The following is a 20890-nucleotide window of genomic DNA, read 5'->3' as shown; positions in this document are numbered from 1 at the left end:
AAGTGATTATAAGACTAGTAAACTAAGAGGATGGGTGAAATATAAAAGTAGTAAAGTTTAGTTCAATAATTTATCGATATTCATTTTATACATTTTTCCTATGGGAATACTATGATCTCCTATCAGAATTCTATTACCCTCTATACTACTAATATGCCTCTTGGTTACTGCAAATGATTTATGCACTTGTAAAAAATCATTCTCTGGAAGTAATAGTAATACATCGGATATTTTTTCTCTTATAGTAACAGTAGTATCAGTGGTCACTATTTTTGTGTAGTTTCCAGCAGCTTCTATAAACTGAATCGTATCAAGTGTAACTTGAATGTATTTTTTATTACTACGAAGAAAAATACTGTTGGTGTTTTCAGTATTATTTTTTGAGATTCTTTGTACTTGAGTATTTTGTGAAGTACCAATAACTTTGTTTACAGCTTTTAAAAAGCGTTCAAAACCAAAGGGTTTAAGTAAGTAATCAACTATGTTAAGCTCATAACCTTCAAGGGCAAACTCTTTGTACGCTGTAGTAACAATTACTTTGGGAGGGGATGCTAAGGTCTTTAAAAACTCAAATCCTTTTAGTTTAGGCATGTTTAAATCAAGAAAAATTAAATCTACCTGATGTTTATTTAAATACTCTAAAGCTTCAATAGCATCATAGCAATGCTTTTGAAGTTCCATTGTTGGTAATAAATCGCAATAACCCTTAATAATATCGTGAGCAATATGCTCATCGTCTACAATTAGATATTTAATCATAAGTTCTTAATATTTAGGTTAGCGTAATAGACGTCTCCAGTTTTAGAAGTAGTTAAAGTATGATTTTTAGGATACACTAACTCTAATCTTCGTTTTAAGTTTTGTAAACCAATACCTTCATCTTGATTTTCTCCCGAAGCATCAAAATTATTCTCAATTTCAAAATGTATAGCATTTTGGTGAGCCTTTAAAGTTAAACGTACGTAGGCGTTGTTTCTTAAACTTTCGACGCCATGTTTAAAAGCATTTTCTAAAAGAATAATAAAAAGTAAAGGCATCACTTTATAATCGTTATCTGATATATCAGTGTTGAATTGTATATCAATAGCTTTATGATACCGCATTTTATGAAGTTCGATGTAATTTTGTAAATAGGTTACTTCTTCAGAAAGTAAAACGGTGTCTTTTTCACCATCATAAACACTATAGCGCATCATATCAGAAAGCTTTAAAATAAGTTCTTGCGCTTTTTTAGCATCTTTACCTACCAGACCATAAAGGTTGTTAAGTGTATTAAAAAAGAAATGAGGATTTACCTGACTTTTTAGATGCATCAATTCAGTTTTAGTTTTTTCATTTTTTAGTCGAATGATTGATTTTATTTGCTTAAACAACCAATAAAAGAAAGTAGAAAATGCCACTAAAAAATAGAGAGTTATAAACTCTACAAAGCCTTCTAGCTTACCAAAAGTATCATTAAAAGCGACAATAATTATACCTATTAAAACAAGAGATATTCTATAAATACGCTTAAAAACAGCCTTCTTTCTATCCGTAATATTAAAATTCATAAGTCAATATTAGTCAAATAAAATACGCCTCACAAATTAGTTGATAAACATGTTTTCTGTAGGGATAAACATGCAGTTAACTGTGATAAAATACTTTTATAGCCTTAAGGTACTATTTGTATCACACAACACAGTAGGTTCATCACATAACTTTTAATAGTAGAAGCTGTATGGGTAGGTTTGTTCAATATCAATTAAACACTCAAAAAAAATGAACAGTTTAACCATTAATAATTTAAGTAAAACCTATGCAAATGGTGTAAAAGCACTACAAAATGTATCGTTAGAAATACCTAAAGGAATGTTTGGTTTATTAGGTCCTAACGGAGCAGGAAAATCAACGTTAATGCGAACTATTGCCACTTTACAAGATGCTGATAAAGGTTCTGTAATGCTTGATGATCTGAATGTAGCGAATGATAAGAATTCCGTGAGAAAAGTACTCGGATATTTACCACAACAGTTTGGTGTATATCCAAAAGTATCTGCTGAATCCTTATTAAATCATTTGGCAGTATTAAAAGGAATTACCAATAAAAAGGAGCGAGATGAATTGGTAAAAGCATTATTACATAAAACAAATTTGTATGAAGCTAGAAAACGAAATTTAGATGGTTATTCAGGAGGAATGAAACAACGTTTTGGTATTGCCCAAGCATTATTGAATAGCCCTAAATTACTTATAGTTGATGAACCTACTGCGGGATTAGATCCTGCTGAGCGTAATAGATTTTACAATTTATTAAGTGAAGTTGGTGAAAACACCATTGTCATTTTATCAACACATATTGTAGAGGATGTTAAAGAATTGTGCACCAATATGGCTATCATCAATCAAGGGCAAGTAGTATTAAAAGGAAGTCCTTTAAAACTAATAGGAAACCTAGAAGGCAAAGTATATCAAAAAACAATTAAAAAGCAAGAATTAGAGCAGTATAAACAAGAGTATAGGGTTATTAATGAAAAGCTATTCTTAGGAAAACCAATCATAAATATTTTGAGCGAATCTGACCCTAAAAATGGGTTTACTTCTGTACCTACTGGATTAGAAGATGTGTATTTCTCACAAATTAATAACTATTAATACAAGTAAAGTTATGTGGTACGAAATATTCAAATTTGAACTAAAATATAGAGCTAAACGTCCTGAAACGTATGTATTTTTTGTGTTTCTCTTTTTGTTTTCAATCGTAGGTGTCGATTTTGTTTTTCAAGGAGTAGAAATAGGGATGATGAAAAAAAACAGTCCATTAATCATAGCTAAAACCATGGGGGCAATTACAGGGATTTTTATGATTATGGCATCTATGATTATGGGAGTTCCTATACTTCGCGATTATCAGTATAATATAGAGGCATTGCTATTTACAAATCCCATTAAAAAGCGTGATTATTTAGTAGGACGATTTTTAGGTTCATTTACGGTATTGTTAATCATCTTTAGTGGAATACTGTTTGGAATGATGGTAGGTGAGTATCTACCTTGGCATAAAGATATGTTACCGTTTAACGCTGCTACTTATATACAATCGTTTATAATTATTGTTTTACCCATACTATTCTTCGGAGCTTGTCTATTTTTTGTATCAGGAATGTTGAGTAGAAAATTGTTAGTTGTTTATACACAAGGTATCATTTTATTTGTGGTCTTTTTACTAACTAAAGCAATAACAAATGAGTTTTTACAAGCAATTTTAGATCCTTTTTCATTAACTAGCTTAACACAGGTAGCTAAGGATTTATCAGCTGTAGAAAGTAGTGTATTTGATATACCATTTAGCGGAGTATTGTTTTACAATAAGTTGTTTTGGAGCTTATTAGGAGTAGTTGTCTTACTTGTTGGTTATCGTAAATTTTCGTTTAGTTTATTAACTAAAATACCAAAACGAAAAAGAGAAAGAATACAAAACAAGCAAAAAGGTTCTGTAAAAACAAATTATCCAATTCCGAGAATACATATTCATTATAATTTTAAAACACAGTGCTTACAGTTACTAAAGCTTTCTCAATTTTATGTCAAATCACTATTAAAGGAAACATCATTTTGGGCAATTGCTATTTGTGGAATTATCATTATTCTTATTAACTCTGTGAATTTAGGAACTGTTTACGATGTAGATAGTTATCCAGCAACCTATTTTATAGTAGAAGAATTACAAGAAATGTCGATGTATTTTTTCATCATCATTCTTATATTTTATTCAGGAGAACTTATCTGGAAAGAACGTACAGTCAAACTGAGTTTGATATACGATGCTACCTCTATTTCCGATACAATTTCTTTAACCAGTAAGTTTATTGCTCTTATTGTTATTTATATAGTATTGATGTTGAGTTTGATTGCTACAGGAATCCTGTTTCAGATAGCTAATGGGTACTATCAGTTTGAGTTAGCTATTTATTTTTTCGGATTCTTTGTAGAAATATTACCTTTCTTGATACTATACACTTTTGTAGCCTTTTTCTTCCAAGCAATTAGTAATAACAAATTTGTTGGTATTTTTTTAGTACTTCTTTTTTTCATCGTGAATATTGCTTCAGAATATTTAGGGTTTCAGCATAGTTTATACAAGTTTGGAGGTAAGACGCTAGGTACGTATTCAGCAATGAATGGTTATGGACACTTTTTACAACCTTATTTGTGGGTTAAAGTCTATTGGTTAGTGTTTGGGGTTATATTGTTAATCATTAGTGCGTTATTAATAACAAGAGGTACTGAAACTCATTTTATAAAACGCTTAAAATCTTTAAAATACCGAATAACAAAGCCTCTAGCAAAGTATTTAATTGTAGCAAGTATATTCTTTGTGAGTGTTGGAGGTTATATATTTTACAATACTAATATTCTTAATGATTATTGGACAAATGCTGAAGAAACTGCCTTTAGAGTTAACTACGAAAAAACATTAAAATCTTTTGAATACCTTCCACAACCAAAAATTACAACGGTAAACTTAAAAGTAGAACTGTATCCTAATAGGAGAGCTTATGAAGTTGAAGGTTATTATATGCTGAAAAACACGTTTGATAAACCTATAAATGAAATTCATATACAAAAGCTAATCGCATCTCATGTGCAGTTAGATTCTGTAAGTTTTGAAGGTGTTAGGATAAAAAAGACAGAGTACAATCCATTTGAATATACCGTTTACACCTTGTCTAAAGAGTTACAACCTAACGACTCTATAAAGATGAGCTTTAAGCAAAGCTATAATCCAAAAGGGTTTACTGATGAAAAGAGAAAAACTCATATAGTACACAACGGAACGTTTTTTAATAATGAGGAATTCCCTACAATCGGTTACAATAGAAAATATGAGCTTCGAGATACAGACGAACGAGCAAAATTTCAGCTAAAACCAAGACTGAATAAGGTTAGGAGGGAAGACACTCATGAGCTTGTAAATGCACGTTCAGGGAGTGATTCTGACGGAATACATTTTGAAATGATTATTGGTACAGCTTTAGGTCAAACAGCGGTGGTTCCAGGGAACTTAATTAAACAATGGAAAGAAGGAAAACGTAACTATTTTCATTATAAAATGAACCAGCCAATGATTAATTTTTATAGCGTTGTTTCCGCAAGATATGTTACTTTAAAAGATAAGTGGATTTCTAAAGACAAAACAGTCGATTTGGAAATTTACTATCACAAAAAACACGATTATAATCTGGATAGAATGATGCATGCTATGAAAAAGTCGCTCGATTATTTTAGCACTTATTTCAGTCCGTATCAGTATACCCAACTACGTATTATGGAGTTTCCTAGGTACGCAGAATTTGCACAATCTTTTCCGGGTACGATTCCGTTTTCTGAAGCAATTGGTTTTGTGTTGGATATTGATGACGAGAAAGATGTAGACATGGCTTTTTATGTAACAGCACATGAAGTGGCACATCAATGGTGGGGAATGCAGGTTGAAGCAGCCAATGTACAAGGAAAACACATGATTTTAGAAACGTTGTCTCAGTATGCAGCCTTAATGGTGTTAAAAAACAATTATCCGAAGGAAAAAGTAACACAGTTTTTAACCTATCAAGATGAAGCGTATCATAGAAAACGAAAGAAAACTAAAATGCCAGAACCTTCTTTAGCATTGGTAGGAAATCAAGACTATGTGTATTACAACAAAGGCGCTTTGGCAATGTACATCCTACAAGATAAGATTGGAGAAGATAAAGTGAACTTGGCATTACAACGATTTATTGAAGATTGGAATACCTACAGCGGAAAAATAAAAGTAACCACGAACAGATATGCTACAACCAAGGATTTATTACATTACTTAAAAGAAGTAACTCCTAGCTCGTTACAGTACCTTCTTCATGATTTATTTGAAACCGTAGATAGCAAAGAAATTGTTTTATAGGAACAATATATATAGATAAAGAAAGTATTAAACCATCTACGGTTTAATGCTTTCTTTCTTTCATACTTCTTTTTTTAGTGGACAATTGAGCAAGTTTATTAGCATAACTATGAACCTTTATTTGGTAAAAGAAGTGGTCTTTGGGTTTATTTATTTTGGTGTTTAAACCAGATATCAGTAAAAAGTTTCATTATTTCCTTAAAATCTATAATTCATCCGGTTTTTCAATTAATATCTTTGTGATAAAACTTATTTTTTGATTAAAGAATTCAAAATACAGCAATTTTTAAAATACTTTAATATAGAGGGAGGTAAGAGTGATATTATACATATCACAAAATATAGTGAGCATCATAATCTTCGCTTATCTTCGGAGGCCATTTTAATTGATTTTTATTTTTTAGCTTTAAAAACAGACTTTGAATCTGTTGAAGATTTTGGTAAAACTGAGTTTGATAATAGTAGAAATTCATTTGCCTATTTTGATACCCCCGAAACACTTGTAGAATGGAATGTTAAAAAACCATGGAAAGGCTATCATATTTTAATTAACAAGAAAGTTTTTAAAGACTATGCAAAAACTTATAATTTTTCAGGATATGATAGGCACGAGGCTTTGTTCCTTAAACAAGAAGAAGAAGATTTACTAGCTGATATTTTCAATAAAGCCTATAGAGAGTATTTAAAAGCAAATTTTTCAGAAGAAATATTATTATCGTATTCTAAATTAATTTTATCCTATATCCATTCGTTTTACAAAAGACAGTTTGAAACTCGACAAGAGATTTACAATAAAATTGTTTCAGAATTTAAGACTCACTTAGAAATTTATTTCAATGATAAAAAAGAAAACTATGAGTTACCAACGGTAAGTTATTTTGCAGAAAAAGCACATCTTTCAGCCAATTATTTTGGAGATGTTATCAAGCATTTTACCGGACGTCCACCAGTAGAACATATTCATGATCACATTATTCGTCTTGCAAAAATAAAACTAACAGAGCCGAATGCTAATATCAGTGAGGTAGGATATAGCTTAGGTTTTGATTACCCAACATACTTTACCCGTTTCTTTAAGAAAAAAACAGGTTTTACACCTTCAAAATTTCGTAAAAAGTAAAAAGTTTCATTCTTACCGTAATTTGTTTAACAGCCTAGTTTCTATTGTAGGATACTTTTGTAGAGTAATTAATAAATAACTCAAAAATAAAGTACAAGTAGATGAAAAAAGTATTGATAGTTAATGGTTTTCAACCCAATGCCTTTTCGGAAGGTAAGTTAAATGCATCTTTAGTTGAAAGAGCAAAACAACAATTTGAAGCAAATAATTTTGAAGTAAAAATAACAAATGTGTCTGAAGAATATGATATTGACGAGGAAGTAGAAAAGCATGTTTGGGCAGACATGGTGCTGCTACAAACACCTGTAAATTGGATGGGGATAACCTGGGGATATAAAAAATATATGGATGAAGTATTTACAGCAGGAATGACAGGGAAATTATGTTTATATGATGGTCGAAGTGAAGAAAATCCACAGATTAATTATGGAACAGGGGGGAGTTTAAAAGGATCAAAATACATGCTTTCTTTAACATTCAATGCACCCAAAGGAGCTTTTAATAATAAAGAAGAATATTTATTCGAAGGAAAATCGGTAGATGATTTGTTTTTTCCTCAACATATGAATTTTAGATTTTTTGGCATGACAGCTCTTCCAACTTTTGTGTGTTACGATGTATGGAAAAACCCAACTATAGAAAAAGATTTCAATCGATTTGAAGAACATTTATACAAATTTGTAATAAAGGAAAAGGCAACAGCTTAAGCTATAAACACTAAAATTAAAAGGACGAGAACTCAATACTATTGAGTTCTCGTCCTTTTGTAGTGTATAGTTTTATAACAATAATTCTATTTAGACTTCTTTTTTTGATTGGGCATCATTTCTTCTGGGAACGGGAATAAAATTGTTGAGTTTTTCTCCGCTGCTATATTAGATAATGTTTGATATAAACGTAGTTTAATAGCCGAAGGTGATTGATCTATAAGTTTACCCGCTTCTAAAAGTTTAGAAGCAGCTTGCTCTTCCGCCAACGCAAGAATAATACGTGCCCTTCTAGAACGTTCTGCTTCAGCTTGGTTAGCCATCATACGACGCATGTTTTCAGGTAGTTGTATATCTTTTATTTTAACATCGTTTATTTCAATACCCCATTCTTTGGTTTCTAGCTCTACTATCTCTTTAATATTTTTTCCCATTTCTTCTCGTTTGGAAAGTATGGTATCTAATTCAACCTTACCGCAAACATCTCTAAGTGCAGCTTGTGCTAATTGGGTAATGGCAAACTTGTATTCTTCCACTTCTAAAACAGCACGTTCAGGATCGTTAATTTTGAAGAAAACAACTCCGTCAATACTACAAGGCACATTATCTTCGGTCATTACTTCCTGTGAATCTATATTAAAGGTAATTACACGAATATCAACTATTTGAATGGTTTCAATAAATGGGATAATCCATCTAAACCCAGGATTTAAGGTTTTTATGTATTTACCAAACCTAAATTTAATAGCTCGCTTATACTCAAAAATTATACGGATTCCGGCAAGTAAAAATATAGCTAAAATTCCGAAAAGGATTGTAAATCTATTCATGGCTATAGTATTATAAATGTTACGGTATACTTAAAGAAAAAGTCAATAAAACAAAGAGGGTAGAGTTATTACTTTATTATTTCAAATTACACTAACTTAATAAGTGTAATAACATGATCCTTATAAATTTACGAATTTTTAAGAGTAAATAAAAACATAACAACTTTTATGTTTTGTAAATCAACATATTAACTAAGTAGTATTATAAACTCTATAAATGAAGAATTATGGTTTTACCGTAACTCTATTATGGTTTTTAACTCTTCTTATTATTTGTAGTTATTTAAATTTGAAGAACTTAAAACTTTATATGATGTTAAAAAAGATTACAAATTTAGGTACTTCCCTAAACAAAACAGAACAAAAAACTATTAACGGTGGTGGTGGAATAAGAGAATGTGAGTTCAGTGCGGATCCTAGTACCGATTGGTGCTGTCATTTACCAGATGGTTGTCCTTCTGATAATTAACAATACTAAATAATATAAGCGGATTAAAAATCCGCTTTTTTGTTGTGTTAAAGAATAAAGCTACAGTTATGCTTGCTTTTTAATAACGTATCTGTTTAGAGAGTCTTCAAGTTTCTGAATCATTCTTTTTCTAAGTTTTTCAGGTTTCAAAACTTCTATGCTATTACCAAAGCCCAAAATTAAACGTTCCAATTCATAATTAGGAATTACTAAAATATTAAAGATAGCCCCGTCATCAGTATATTTTATTAACCTTTGAGATTTATGAAAAGGTTTTGTGATAACATAAGGAGTATTTGATTTATCTACCCAAAAAGCAATACGTTGTGGTTTAGTGTTTGAAACAGTTACACCAACAACATCTTTATAATAAACATCACCATTAATAGCTTTATCTATATATGTTGTGTTTTCAACTTCTTCTATAGAATTTATACGATCTAAAGCTAAAGTTGTTTCCTTACCCTTTACCAATGCCAATAAAAACCACCTATTATTAAACTCCTTTAATAATTGTGGATGCAAGGTTATTGTACTAGCTTTTTCTGCTTTAAAAGACTGATAATTTATCTTTAATACTTTTTTTTCCTGTATAGCATTGTATAAAGGATCTATAAAAGACAAGCCTTTTAGCTGCTCGTTTTTATCTAAATGAATAATAGCCCTATTGTTTTTTTGAGAAGAGTATACTGAATCTTCTAAACGTTGTAGCACTCCATCCATTTCTTTGAATAAAGAAAAGTCTTTAAACTGACGTAATACTTGAATAGCATCATTCATCACTTTCACATCGTTTTCAGTCACAGGAATATTCATAATGGAATACCCTTCTTCAGCATAACGGTAATATTTTCGTTGATACACTTCAATCGGAGCATTATACCCTAATTTATCACTACGCATCAATTGAATATCTAACTGAACCGTTCTCTTACTTACATAAATATCTTTTCCTTCGTATTCATACAAAGCATCAGAACAAGCATCAATTAAATCATTCAAAGTCCAAGTACGCATTGTGTTTCTCAAGCATTGATCAATTGTTTTGTATCGAATTAGGGCATTTTTATTAGAAGCCATTTTATAATTTTTTAGTAAAAATGATAAATTCTTTTTTGGTACGCAAAAAGATTGCGTAATACAGTGAAATATTTGCAGTGTGATTAAGAAAAAGAAGTCGTTTAAGTGGGAAATTGCTATGAATATAAAAATATTTAAAACGTAGAAAAATGAAGAAACTAAAAAATGAATATAGAAATCAAGATGAAGCTTTACCAAAAGCTATTATTTGTGATTTAGACGGAACTTTATCTTTGATAAATAACAGAAGTCCTTTTGATGGTAGTATGTGTGAACAAGATTTACCTAATGTACCTATTGTTAGTTTAGTAAAGAATTACCAACAATTGGGATATAAAATACTTCTTTTATCAGGTAGAGAAGCTAAATATCAACCAGAAACAGAGTCTTGGTTAAAAAAGCATGAAATAGCTTATGATGCACTATGGATGCGTAAATCAAGAGATAATAGGAAAGATGCGATTATTAAAGAAGAGGTATTTAAAAGAAAAATAGAGCATAAGTACTTTATTGAGTTTATTTTAGATGATAGAAATCAGGTGGTTGATTTATGGAGAAAAGAATTAAAACTACCTTGCCTACAAGTATTTTATGGTGATTTTTAAAAAGATATATTATAATTTAAAATCAATCTAATAGATAAAATCAACTAAAAATATCATATTTGCAGCAGTTCATTGAAATGGCTTAGAAATTTTATGAGATATGTAAGGCAATAGTGTTTTACATAATTTATAAAATACAATACTAATGAATTGGAAAATTCAAAAATTAAATAATGGAGAAACCATTATTTCAAAAGAGCCAGGTAATTCTATGTTACCTATTTTAAAATCTAAACAACCTGTAAAACTAAAACCAATAAACTGGGAAGATTGTAAGGTTGGCGATATTGTGTATTGCAAAGTTCGTGGAAACTGTTTTACGCACCTAGTAAAAGGAAAAAACAATAAAAGAGGTTTGTTAATAGGAAATAATCATGGAAGAATAAACGGATGGACTAAGAATGTATATGGAATAGTAGTAGAGATATTACCAATGCCATAGGCATTTTAAGAAAGAAAAAAAGAGAATGAAGGTTCTCACATATTTTATAAATTAATATAACAAAATTTAACCTATGCTAATGCAATTCATACACATATCGGACGCTCAAAAGCGATTTTTATGGAGTTATCAATAAGGTTATTGTAGTATAAAATCACTAAAAGCGTCCAAATTATATAATTTGGACGCTTTTTTTATATAAAATTTCATGTCTTTGAAATCAACATGTAAAATGCTACATAGCTTACAACCAAGAGGTTACTAATCTGAAGAAATTTGGACAGGACACTTATATACCTAAACCAGTATAAGATCTTGATTTTCAGTAAAATAAAATCATTTTAAACTTGTGTAATTCAAAAAAGGCTCACATCTTTGCACCAGTGATTTTTATACCGAGAGCAATTGAAGTGTAAACATACTAAAACAACAAAATAATAATTTTTAAAAACGAAGTAAACATGTTCAAATATCAATTAAACATAAGTACAGTAAAAGAACCAGGTTCTTTTGTACACATGCTTCGTGATTTTCTTCATACATAGAGATAACAAGAATTTATATATGAAAAATCCGAAGCCTCAATAACGTTTCGGATTTTTTTATGCTACACATTTCCGTATAGTTTCAATTTCCGAAGCAAAGAGAAAAATATTGATACAAAGCACTAATTAGAAAATTGGTGCCCAACCTTATAATGTCTCAACATGGGAAATAAACTAAAAGGAAAAGATCTAATCAAATTAGGTTTTCCAAAAAACAATAGTATAAATATTGCCTTAGGGCAAATTAACCGATACAGAAAAAAAGAAAAGAAAGAACGCATTTTAGAAGAAGCGAAACAAGTACTGCTTTATCCAGAAAAATATCAAGGAAATGCTATTTGGGGTAAAGTTGCTGAAGGTTTAACCAAGCCTGTTGAAATTAAAATGCATCAGTTAAGAAATACAAGAGCACCGTTTTCAATTTATGGAGAAAATGAAATTGATGAACAAGCTAAGTTTCAGTTATACGATGCTTTAAAATTACCTATAGCAGTACAAGGAGCTTTAATGCCAGATGCACATTCAGGGTACGGATTACCCATAGGTGGCGTGCTTGCTACAGAAAATGCAGTAATTCCATATGGAGTAGGAGTAGATATTGGCTGTAGAATGGCATTGAGTATTTTTCCGATGAAAGCCTCTTATTTAAAAGGTAAACAGCATCAATTAGAAAATATCTTGAAAGAACATACCAAGTTTGGAATGTATGAAACACATGATAAAAAGCAAGATCATGAAATTTTTGAACGTAGTGAATTTCAAGATATCCCTTTACTAAAACGGTTAAAAGTAAAAGCATATAATCAATTAGGAACTTCAGGAGGTGGAAATCACTTTGTAGAGTTCGGAAAGGTAACTATAACAGATGAACACAATGAATTTAACGTGCCTGTAGGAGAATATATGGGATTGTTAACGCATAGTGGATCACGTGGATTGGGAGCAAACATTGCAAAACACTATACTTATTTAGCGAGTAAACAATGTCCGTTACCTAAAAACGTACAACATTTAGCATGGTTAGATTTAAATACGCACGATGGACAAGAATATTGGTTAGCTATGAATTTAGCGGGTGATTATGCAAAAGCATGCCATGATAACATTCATAAACGAATAGCAAAATTATTAGGTGTAAAACCATTAACTATGATTGAAAACCATCACAATTTTGCGTGGAAAGAACAAGTAAACGGAATTGAGCGTATTGTACATAGAAAAGGAGCAACACCCGCTAATAAAGGAGCATTAGGTATAATTCCGGGATCTATGACTGCACCAGGATACATTGTTAGAGGTCTAGGAAACCAAGAGAGTTTGCAATCGGCATCACACGGAGCAGGAAGAAAACATTCAAGAAGAAAGTGTAAAGAGAAATTTACCAAAAGTGATATTAAGCATCAATTAAAAATGAACGAAGTTACGCTCATTGGAGGTGGAGTAGATGAAGCTCCTATGGCGTATAAAAATATCAAAAAAGTAATGGCAAATCAGCAAGAATTAGTAGAAGTATTAGGAACCTTTACACCTAAAATTGTACGAATGGATAAGTAAAACAACAATTGTCATTATGATGGAGGAAACAAAATGAAGTAATCTGCTTATTGATTAACAGATTACTTCGTTTCACTCGCAATGACATGAATAGAAAATTAAAATGGACATAAAAATAATACAATTTACAGCAGGTCGTGGACCTTCAGAATGCTACTGGGTAGTAGCAAAAGTGCTAAAAGCATTTATAAAAGCTGTAGTAGAACATAAGATAACGTATGACATTCTTCATAAAGAAAGTGGGATAGAGAATGGAACCATACAATCAGTAAGTGTTCAATTAAAAGGAAATAACCTGTCTTTATTTTTAAAAGATTGGTTGGGAACTATTCAATGGATAGGAAAATCAACCTTTAGAAAATACCATAAACGTAAAAATTGGTTTATTGGTTGTTTTGAATTGGAATATAACAATGAGTTAACCATACAAGAAAAAGACATCGAGTTTAAGGCAATTAGAAGCTCTGGACCTGGTGGACAACATGTAAATAAAGTAAGTTCTGCTGTACGAGCAAAACATAGCACAACAGGAATTCAAGTATTGGTTTCGGAAAGTCGTTCACAGCATCAGAATAAAAAAATAGCTGTACAACGTTTAAAAACCTTGATAGCAAATCATAATATAAATCAATTACAAAACACCATAAAACAAGAGTGGGAAAACCATTTAGACTTAGAAAGAGGAAATCCAGTAAAAGTATTTGTAGGAACTGATTTTAAAGTTAAAAACAACAAAAAAAGATTTAAAACAACACGTAATCAATTAAAAAGCGATTTGCGTAAACAATTATATTAAGATGAAAACATTAGCAAACAATTACATATTTAAAGCATTAGATGCTTTTCCTTATGAATTAGAAGAAACAATGGAGGCATTAACATATGCTTTGGCATATGAAGAAAAAAATGTAGTAGCGTTGTGCTTAATGGGACGCATTTATGCAGAGCACTTAGGTGATTTTGAAAAAGCAAAACTGTATTATACTGAGGCTTTAGCAGAAAATATGCATGCTTTTAACGTATATCCACATTACATCAATGTGTTATTATGGCATGAAGACTATGAAGAAGCTGAACGATTCATCGATTTTGCATTAACCGTAAAAGGTTCCGACAAAGCAATTTTATATGTAGGAAAAGCCCAATTATATGAACAGAAAGAAGCGTATAAAAAATCATTACAAATTTTAAAACTTGCTAAGAAACATACGTATAATGGTGATTACATGAGAACTGTAAGAGAACATATAGAACGTGTAAAGGATAAGCTTCCTAAGAAAAAGAAGAAAAAAAGTAAGAAAAAGCAAGAATAATTTTTAGTACGCAAAAACATTGCGCAACACTGTGTAATATTTGCAGTGTAATTATGAAAAAGATATTTGAAGAGAGATAAAATGCTAAGAAAACCTCATTATAACAAAGAGTATAGTGAGGTATCCATAAAAGTTCATTTACATATTATAGATAAAAATATCAAGCAAGTCTTGTTGCGTGTTTCTGTATAGCACCATTGTATACATTCTTACAGTATTTGTATTAGAATTGTATATGCAACTAGTCTTGAAGGTTTTGATTATTTGCCAAAAAATAATCTCACTCTATGTACGCAGGTTCGAATCCTGCCATAACGAAAGTTATGTAGTTCAACTAGGTAGAACAATAGATATTTAAAATTCGTGGGTTCGAATCCCACTATCCGAAAGGATATGGCGGAGTGGTCAAACGCACTGGATTTCGGTTCCAGTAATTATGGTAAGCCTTACGGCATGTCGGTTCGAGTCCGACCTCTCGACTTGAGTAAAAGTCATCAGGAAGCTCATCACCTTGTAAAACTGATGAACCAAAAGTGTTGAATGTTTAATGAGTTTTTAAATAAACACTTATAAACGTACTTTGAAATAATAACCATTACATAAACAGTGTATTGAACTTTAGTATGTCAGTTATAGTATTAATTAGTATAACCCATGTAGTAAACAACAATACAAAAGCTATGAAATCTTATTATTTCCGTAGGCTTATAAGCATTAACATTCAATACTTTTTACAAAAACAAACAAATTTCTCCATGGTGAGAAAACAACGTATAAATAATTAAAAACAAAAAGATTATGAAAAGAATAACAATTAATCAAGGAAAAGTAGGATTAGTATTTAAAAAAGGAGATTACATAAAAGTAATCAAAGCGGGTACACATTGGTTAGGATTTAATCAAACAGTAACAGTATATGATTTAACAAAAGATTTTTATACATCATTAGCTTTAGAAGTATTGTTACAAGACACAACTTTAGCAGAAATGTTAGAAGTTGTTGAAGTACAAGACAACGAGTTAGTTTTTATGTACGAAAACAACAACTTTCAAAGAGTTTTAAATGCGGGAAGACACGTTTTCTGGAAAGGATTTATTACTAGAACCTTTCAAAAAATAGATATAAGCAAGATTGAGATTACTGAAAAAGTAGATACATCTTTATTCAATAATTATGAAGTGAGCAAATATGTTAGAACTTTTGAAGTTGCTGCCTACGAAAAAGCTGTATTGTTAGTGAATGATACCTATCAAAAAACATTGGTAGGAGGGACGTATAGGTTTTGGAAAAATGAAACAACTATTAAAATAGCGAAAGTAGATACCAGACAATTGCAATTAGAAGTTGCAGGTCAGGAATTGTTAACCAAAGACAAAGCAAATGTTAGAGTTAACTTTTATACACAATATAAAGTAACTGATATTGAAAAAGCATTGTTAGCTAATAAAGATTATGAAAAACAATTGTATGTAAATATGCAATTAGCATTGAGAAAATATGTAGGACACTACACATTAGATGAATTATTAGCCAATAAAGAAGATGTTTCTACAGCAGTTTTTGAAGAAACAAAGGAGAGTGCTGAAAAATTAGGTGTAATAATTCAAGGTTGCGGAATTAGAGATGTTATTTTACCAGGAGAAATGAAAGAAATCATGAATCAGGTATTGGTAGCACAAAAGAAAGCCCAAGCAAATATTATTACCAGAAGAGAAGAAACAGCATCTACAAGAAGCTTATTAAATACTGCTAAATTAATGGAAGACAACGAAATGTTGTTTAAATTAAAAGAAATGGAGTATGTGGAGAAAATAGCCGATAAAATTGGAGAAATTACAGTTACTGGAAACGGAAATGTAATTAAACAGTTGAGGGAAATATTTGTAAATAAATAAGTCATTAGTTTCTAATGGCTTATTTATTATAAAGAATTTATTAGTTTTTGTGAGAGTCAATCATCCTTTCTGAGCAAAATATTTAAAACCACTTTGCTTTAATGGTCTTATATTTAGTTCTTCCGATGGGAATACGTGTTCCGTTTTTCAACTCAGCTATATATTTACTTCCAGATTCTACAATAATACCTTTTATTTCAGATACCTTAACTAAGTATGATTTATGAACACGTTCAAAGGAAGATGATAGCAGTTGTTCTAGCTTTTCGAGTGATTTATCATGTAGCTTTTTTTTACCATTTTTTAAAAAGAGTTCTGTATAAACACCAGCTCCTTTAATATAAAGTACATCTTCAGCTGATATAAGCTGCACTTTGTTTCGTTTTTTTACCGCTAAAAACTTTATCGTATTTGTTGTTGCTTTTTCTTTTGTATTAATCCGGTTTAAAGCTTGTTCTAACCGATCTCTATTAAAGGGTTTGGGTACAAAATCTAAAACTCCATATTCAAAAGCAGTAATTGCCTGATCTTTATAGGCAGAAATAATAATTGTATGAAATGATTCAGAAACTACAGTAGTAAGCAGATCAAAGCCACTGTCACCGTTAAGGTTTAAATCTAGAAGAACAAGATCCAACGGATTATTTTCAATAAATCGTAATGAATCATGAAGTGTGTTAGTACATTTTAACGAGTGTAAAGTATCACCAAAAATATCACGAGTCATTCGTTCGATTCTTTTGGCAATTCGTGATTCATCTTCAACAATTAAAATGTTCATTTTCTTAAGAATATATTTTTATAGTATTTTTCCAACCATGATTTACAGGTTCTGAAGTAAATTCCCATTGTTCTTGATAACTCTCAGTAAGTCGGGCTTTAATATATTTAATCCCAGTACCTTCTTTTTTAGTATTCATTTCTCGTTTCACAGGAGTAGCAAAGGTTAAAAATGTATAGCATTTATAATCACTTTTCGATTCAAAAATGAGTTTAAACTGAATACTGTTATTTTCTAGAGGCAAGCTATGTGTAATACCATTCTCCAATAATGTATGAAAAACCCCAGGCGGTATTTTTTGCTCAATATCAATACCTTCCTCTTGCCAAGTATAGTTTATCTCCTTTCGATATTCCATAATCTCAAGATGTGAACGACAAAGTGCTATTTCTTGGTTGATAGGAATTAATTTCTTGTTTTCTATCTGATTAAAAATATCAAATTCATTAGCTAAAGCTTCTATAAATAAAACACCTTTTTTAGGACTTTCTTCTATCCAATCTATCAATGAGGTCAGTGTATTCATTAGAAAATGAGGCTGAATATTTTTTTTCAACAATTCAAGTCGTAAACGTGTAGATTGCACCAAAGAGTTTTCATAAGCCAATCGTTGTTCTTTGATTCTGAGAGAAAGTAAATAAAACATCCCTAGAAGAATAAGGCTGAAACCTGCAAAAAGACTTTTATTAAAAGGAGCAATAAAAGCTATGGGAAGTGATAATAGAAAGGTTAACATTACGAGACGCGCACCTTTCATCTTTTTATAAACTCCAAACATTACTATTCCAAATGAAAAGAACCACATACTAAAAATCATGTTATTGGCTGTCAATTCGTAGACATACCTCGATAGGAAAAAGAATAATAGAATAAGAGTATAAATGGTCAGCAGTAATTTTCGTCTTGGGAAAGGAAACTGCATAGAAAAGTAGAGTGGAATTAAAAAAGAAATACTAAGCATAAGAAAGCTTATAATCCGTAAACGTGTAACATGCATACTGTAATGGATAGGCACATAAGCTTTCATAAACTCTGCTAATATCAAAGTAAAAAAGAGGAAGCAACTAATACTAAAAATTAGTGTTGCATATTCCTTTTTATCGCCCAAAAAAAGAAATAGAAAATATATTGATGCGATAAGAAATGCTCCTGCAAAAATGTGCATATAAGAAGTTTCAACGAGTCGATTAGTTAATAGGTCATCATAATAATCAATATTCATTTCCCATATGCCAGCATGATTCCTAAAATAATGAAGGCTTACGCGAATAGCTAATAGATGCTCTCCCTGTTGTGTTAGATGTGTAGGGATGCTATGAGTAGTCCACAAATTTCCTTCAGGCCCTAAAACTGCTTCTTGTCCTGGATTCCCATTTTTACCAATCAAAACTCCATCCCAAAAAACTTCATACTCTCCATATACATGCAATTGAATACCATATGGATGTAATAATTCAGGAGCTTTTAAAATATCGATAGGAGTTCTAAGCCAGAAAACTCGATCATCTTCTATTAAAGGATTTCCTGTCTTCCAATCTTCATCATTCCAATTTTTTGTAGCCCATTCTTGTTGATCTCCTACTTTAAATACTGTTTTATGTTTTTTGAAAGCAGGCTTTTGAGCGCAAGAGTTCGCTAAAAACAACAAGCATATTAAAAGTAAATTATACCAAGGTCTAAAGTTCATTTATATTGAATTACAGACGCAAGATAATCATTATAAGATGTCTTCTTAGAGCTGTTTATTAAACTATAGAGCAGTTCATATAATTTAGATACCATAAGTGAGAAAAAAAAGTATTCTTTGTATGAAACAAAGCCATTTTGATAGTTATAAAAAACATTTGAAGTTAAATATACTTAACGAACAACGTATGAAAACTAAAAATTTAAAATTAGTAAAAGCCTTAACTTTTTTGACTTTATTACTAGGAAGTATTGTTTATTGTCAAGAAAGTAAAACTTCATTATATACAATTGCTTACGGAGCAAAAGGAATTTGCTTAAGCAATGCTGAGGGAACCTCAAAAATTAGACTTACTAACGGTAATCATGGTTATCCAGCTTGGTCTCCAGATGGAAAACACATAGCTTGGTATGCATACCATGATGGAAAAAAAACGTGGTCAATTCATACCATAAATAGTGACGGTACAGATAGTAAGAGATTAACTCATGTAAAAAATAAATGGGATAATATGCCAACATGGTCACCAGATGGAACAAAAATTGTTTTTGCCAGAGAATATAAAGATTCGGCTAAAGTTTGGCACCCAGAAATATGGATTATGAATTCGGATGGTAGCGAACAAACTCAAATAAAATCACTAAGTGGTGGAGGTCCTTGTTTTATGCCTGATGGCAGACTCCTTTTTCACTCGGAATTTAAAGATAAAGAAAGTGAGATAAGTATCACTGATATTGAAGGTAAAAACATTATTCATTTAACAGATGATGAAGCAGAAGACTGGGATCCAAAGATTTCACCAGATGGCAAAAAAATAGCTTATTCATCTAAAAGAGATGGAAACCATGAAATTTATGTGATGAATATAGATGGTTCTAATCAAAAACGATTGACAAATAACAATGTTGATGATAATGGTCCAACTTGGTCCCCTGATGGTTCCCAATTAGTTTTTCATTCAAATAGGGGAGAGCATGCTGCTCTTTACATTATAAATATCGATGGTTCTTCAGAGAGAAAAATTATAAACAAAGGCTCGCAACCAGCCTGGTTTACTACATCTACACAAGAAAATATTTCTAATTTTCCTCCTATTAAAGATCGCTATTTTGGAGAAAAGTCACCTGGGTTAATTCCTAAATTGTTTGCTCCAAACCTTCTTTCTCCTGATGGACTTTTTGAAGGAGGTGGTTTCTCACCAGATATGAAGGAGTATTATTTTACTAGAAAAAATGGAAAGTATAAAAAACGCACATTTTTTGTTATTCGATATGAAAATAATAAATGGGGGAATGAATCTGAAACGAATATAAAATGGCCGGGGTTCTCTAAGGATGGTACTATAATGTACGTTGGAAAGGAATATAGAAAACGAACCGATGCGGGTTGGTCGGAATTCAAAAGCCAAGGAGAATTCTTGAAGAATCAGGCACATGGTCTCTCAAGATCATCTAAAGGAACCTGTTATTTTGGTTTTTATGCAAAGGAAGACAAGGGAAATGGATCTATCCGTTTTTCAAGGATTATAGACGGTAAACATGAAAAGCCAGTAAAAATGAGCACTGAGATTAATACTGGAAAAGATATTGCTCATCCACATATAGCTCCCGATGAATCCTATCTGATTTGGGATGTAGTGAGAGAAGACGGCTTTGGACAAGCCGATATCTACATTAGTTTTCGAGATAAAGATGGCCACTGGTTACCTGCAAAGAATATGGGGGCACAAATAAACACAGAACATCAAGAAAGTTCCCCAAGTGTGACACCCGATGGGAAATACTTCTTCTTTACAAGGGGTGATTGGGAGATTAAAGAAGACGGAAGTACTAATTATGTGGGAAAAAAGTATTGGATTGATGCGAAGGTCATTGAAAATCTTAGACCTAAAAAAAACTGAATAAGAAATGTGTTACAACGAAATAGAAGGAATAGTTT

The 20890-nt window shown here is 31.1% G+C and carries 18 protein-coding genes and 1 tRNA gene; 13 read left to right on the top strand and 6 right to left on the bottom strand.

The window, feature by feature from the left end:
* Positions 1 to 57: 57 nt before the first annotated feature.
* Both VCM48_RS02345 and VCM48_RS02340 read right to left on the bottom strand, forming a co-directional pair.
* Positions 58 to 759: a LytR/AlgR family response regulator transcription factor gene (locus tag VCM48_RS02345; protein WP_482271475.1), complete on the bottom strand. Its 702-nt coding sequence runs from the start codon at positions 757 to 759 to the stop codon at positions 58 to 60.
* A complete protein-coding gene (locus VCM48_RS02340; protein WP_482271474.1) occupies positions 756 to 1550 on the bottom strand; it encodes a sensor histidine kinase in 795 nt (264 codons plus the stop codon). The genes VCM48_RS02345 and VCM48_RS02340 overlap by 4 nt, the downstream gene beginning before the upstream one ends.
* Before the next feature lie 211 nt (positions 1551 to 1761).
* Between VCM48_RS02340 and VCM48_RS02335 the strand changes: the two genes are divergently transcribed.
* From VCM48_RS02335 to VCM48_RS02320, 4 genes are all read left to right on the top strand, one after another.
* The gene (locus tag VCM48_RS02335) at positions 1762 to 2634 is read left to right on the top strand and encodes an ABC transporter ATP-binding protein (protein WP_482271473.1); all 873 of its coding nucleotides are present in this window, start codon (positions 1762 to 1764) and stop codon (positions 2632 to 2634) included.
* Positions 2635 to 2647: 13 nt separating this feature from the next.
* Positions 2648 to 5923 carry an ABC transporter permease/M1 family aminopeptidase gene (locus tag VCM48_RS02330; RefSeq protein ID WP_482271472.1) on the top strand — a complete coding sequence of 1092 codons (3276 nt, stop codon included), beginning with the start codon at positions 2648 to 2650 and terminating at the stop codon, positions 5921 to 5923.
* A 256-nt stretch (positions 5924 to 6179) separates the two neighbouring features.
* Complete coding sequence (locus VCM48_RS02325) at positions 6180 to 7043, top strand: helix-turn-helix domain-containing protein (protein WP_482271471.1); 864 nt, start codon at positions 6180 to 6182, stop codon at positions 7041 to 7043.
* Between the two features lie 101 nt (positions 7044 to 7144).
* Positions 7145 to 7750: an NAD(P)H-dependent oxidoreductase gene (locus VCM48_RS02320; protein WP_482271470.1), complete on the top strand. Its 606-nt coding sequence runs from the start codon at positions 7145 to 7147 to the stop codon at positions 7748 to 7750.
* Positions 7751 to 7836: 86 nt separating this feature from the next.
* Here VCM48_RS02320 and VCM48_RS02315 read toward each other — a convergent pair whose 3' ends face one another.
* The gene (locus VCM48_RS02315; protein WP_274639905.1) at positions 7837 to 8580 is read right to left on the bottom strand and encodes a slipin family protein; all 744 of its coding nucleotides are present in this window, start codon (positions 8578 to 8580) and stop codon (positions 7837 to 7839) included.
* 313 nt (positions 8581 to 8893) lie between these two features.
* On the opposite strand from VCM48_RS02315, the gene VCM48_RS02310 reads away from it, so the two are divergent.
* The gene (locus VCM48_RS02310; RefSeq protein ID WP_482271469.1) at positions 8894 to 9049 is read left to right on the top strand and encodes a hypothetical protein; all 156 of its coding nucleotides are present in this window, start codon (positions 8894 to 8896) and stop codon (positions 9047 to 9049) included.
* A 66-nt stretch (positions 9050 to 9115) separates the two neighbouring features.
* Here VCM48_RS02310 and VCM48_RS02305 read toward each other — a convergent pair whose 3' ends face one another.
* On the bottom strand, positions 9116 to 10129 hold the full coding sequence (locus VCM48_RS02305) for a helix-turn-helix transcriptional regulator (protein ID WP_482271468.1): 1014 nt from the start codon (positions 10127 to 10129) through the stop codon (positions 9116 to 9118).
* A 149-nt stretch (positions 10130 to 10278) separates the two neighbouring features.
* On the opposite strand from VCM48_RS02305, the gene VCM48_RS02300 reads away from it, so the two are divergent.
* From VCM48_RS02300 to VCM48_RS02270, 7 genes are all read left to right on the top strand, one after another.
* Positions 10279 to 10734 (top strand): phosphatase domain-containing protein, encoded by a 456-nt coding sequence (locus tag VCM48_RS02300; protein WP_482271467.1) that lies wholly within the window; start codon positions 10279 to 10281, stop codon positions 10732 to 10734.
* A gap of 145 nt (positions 10735 to 10879) precedes the next feature.
* Positions 10880 to 11176, top strand: a complete 297-nt coding sequence (locus VCM48_RS02295; protein ID WP_099214383.1) for a phage repressor protein — start codon at positions 10880 to 10882, stop codon at positions 11174 to 11176.
* A 707-nt stretch (positions 11177 to 11883) separates the two neighbouring features.
* Positions 11884 to 13275, top strand: a complete 1392-nt coding sequence (locus VCM48_RS02290; protein WP_482271466.1) for an RtcB family protein — start codon at positions 11884 to 11886, stop codon at positions 13273 to 13275.
* Between the two features lie 103 nt (positions 13276 to 13378).
* Positions 13379 to 14071 carry a peptide chain release factor H gene (gene prfH / locus VCM48_RS02285; RefSeq protein ID WP_482271465.1) on the top strand — a complete coding sequence of 231 codons (693 nt, stop codon included), beginning with the start codon at positions 13379 to 13381 and terminating at the stop codon, positions 14069 to 14071.
* 1 nt (position 14072) lies between these two features.
* The gene (locus tag VCM48_RS02280) at positions 14073 to 14588 is read left to right on the top strand and encodes a tetratricopeptide repeat protein (RefSeq protein ID WP_482271464.1); all 516 of its coding nucleotides are present in this window, start codon (positions 14073 to 14075) and stop codon (positions 14586 to 14588) included.
* A 383-nt stretch (positions 14589 to 14971) separates the two neighbouring features.
* Positions 14972 to 15068: transfer RNA gene (locus VCM48_RS02275), tRNA-Arg, on the top strand.
* A gap of 318 nt (positions 15069 to 15386) precedes the next feature.
* Entirely contained in the window at positions 15387 to 16484 is a 1098-nt protein-coding gene (locus VCM48_RS02270) for a slipin family protein (protein WP_482271463.1), read from the top strand.
* Positions 16485 to 16566: 82 nt separating this feature from the next.
* On the opposite strand, the gene VCM48_RS02265 is transcribed toward VCM48_RS02270, so the two are convergent.
* Both VCM48_RS02265 and VCM48_RS02260 read right to left on the bottom strand, forming a co-directional pair.
* A complete protein-coding gene (locus VCM48_RS02265; protein ID WP_482271462.1) occupies positions 16567 to 17265 on the bottom strand; it encodes a LytR/AlgR family response regulator transcription factor in 699 nt (232 codons plus the stop codon).
* 4 nt (positions 17266 to 17269) lie between these two features.
* Complete coding sequence (locus tag VCM48_RS02260; RefSeq protein ID WP_482271461.1) at positions 17270 to 18952, bottom strand: histidine kinase; 1683 nt, start codon at positions 18950 to 18952, stop codon at positions 17270 to 17272.
* 121 nt (positions 18953 to 19073) lie between these two features.
* On the opposite strand from VCM48_RS02260, the gene VCM48_RS02255 reads away from it, so the two are divergent.
* On the top strand, positions 19074 to 20852 hold the full coding sequence (locus tag VCM48_RS02255) for a DUF5050 domain-containing protein (protein WP_482271460.1): 1779 nt from the start codon (positions 19074 to 19076) through the stop codon (positions 20850 to 20852).
* The last annotated feature ends 38 nt before the right edge of the window (positions 20853 to 20890 follow it).

This window comes from Tenacibaculum sp. DPLXC6 (assembly GCF_056815515.1).
This window is presented reverse-complemented; position numbering and strand designations above follow the sequence as displayed.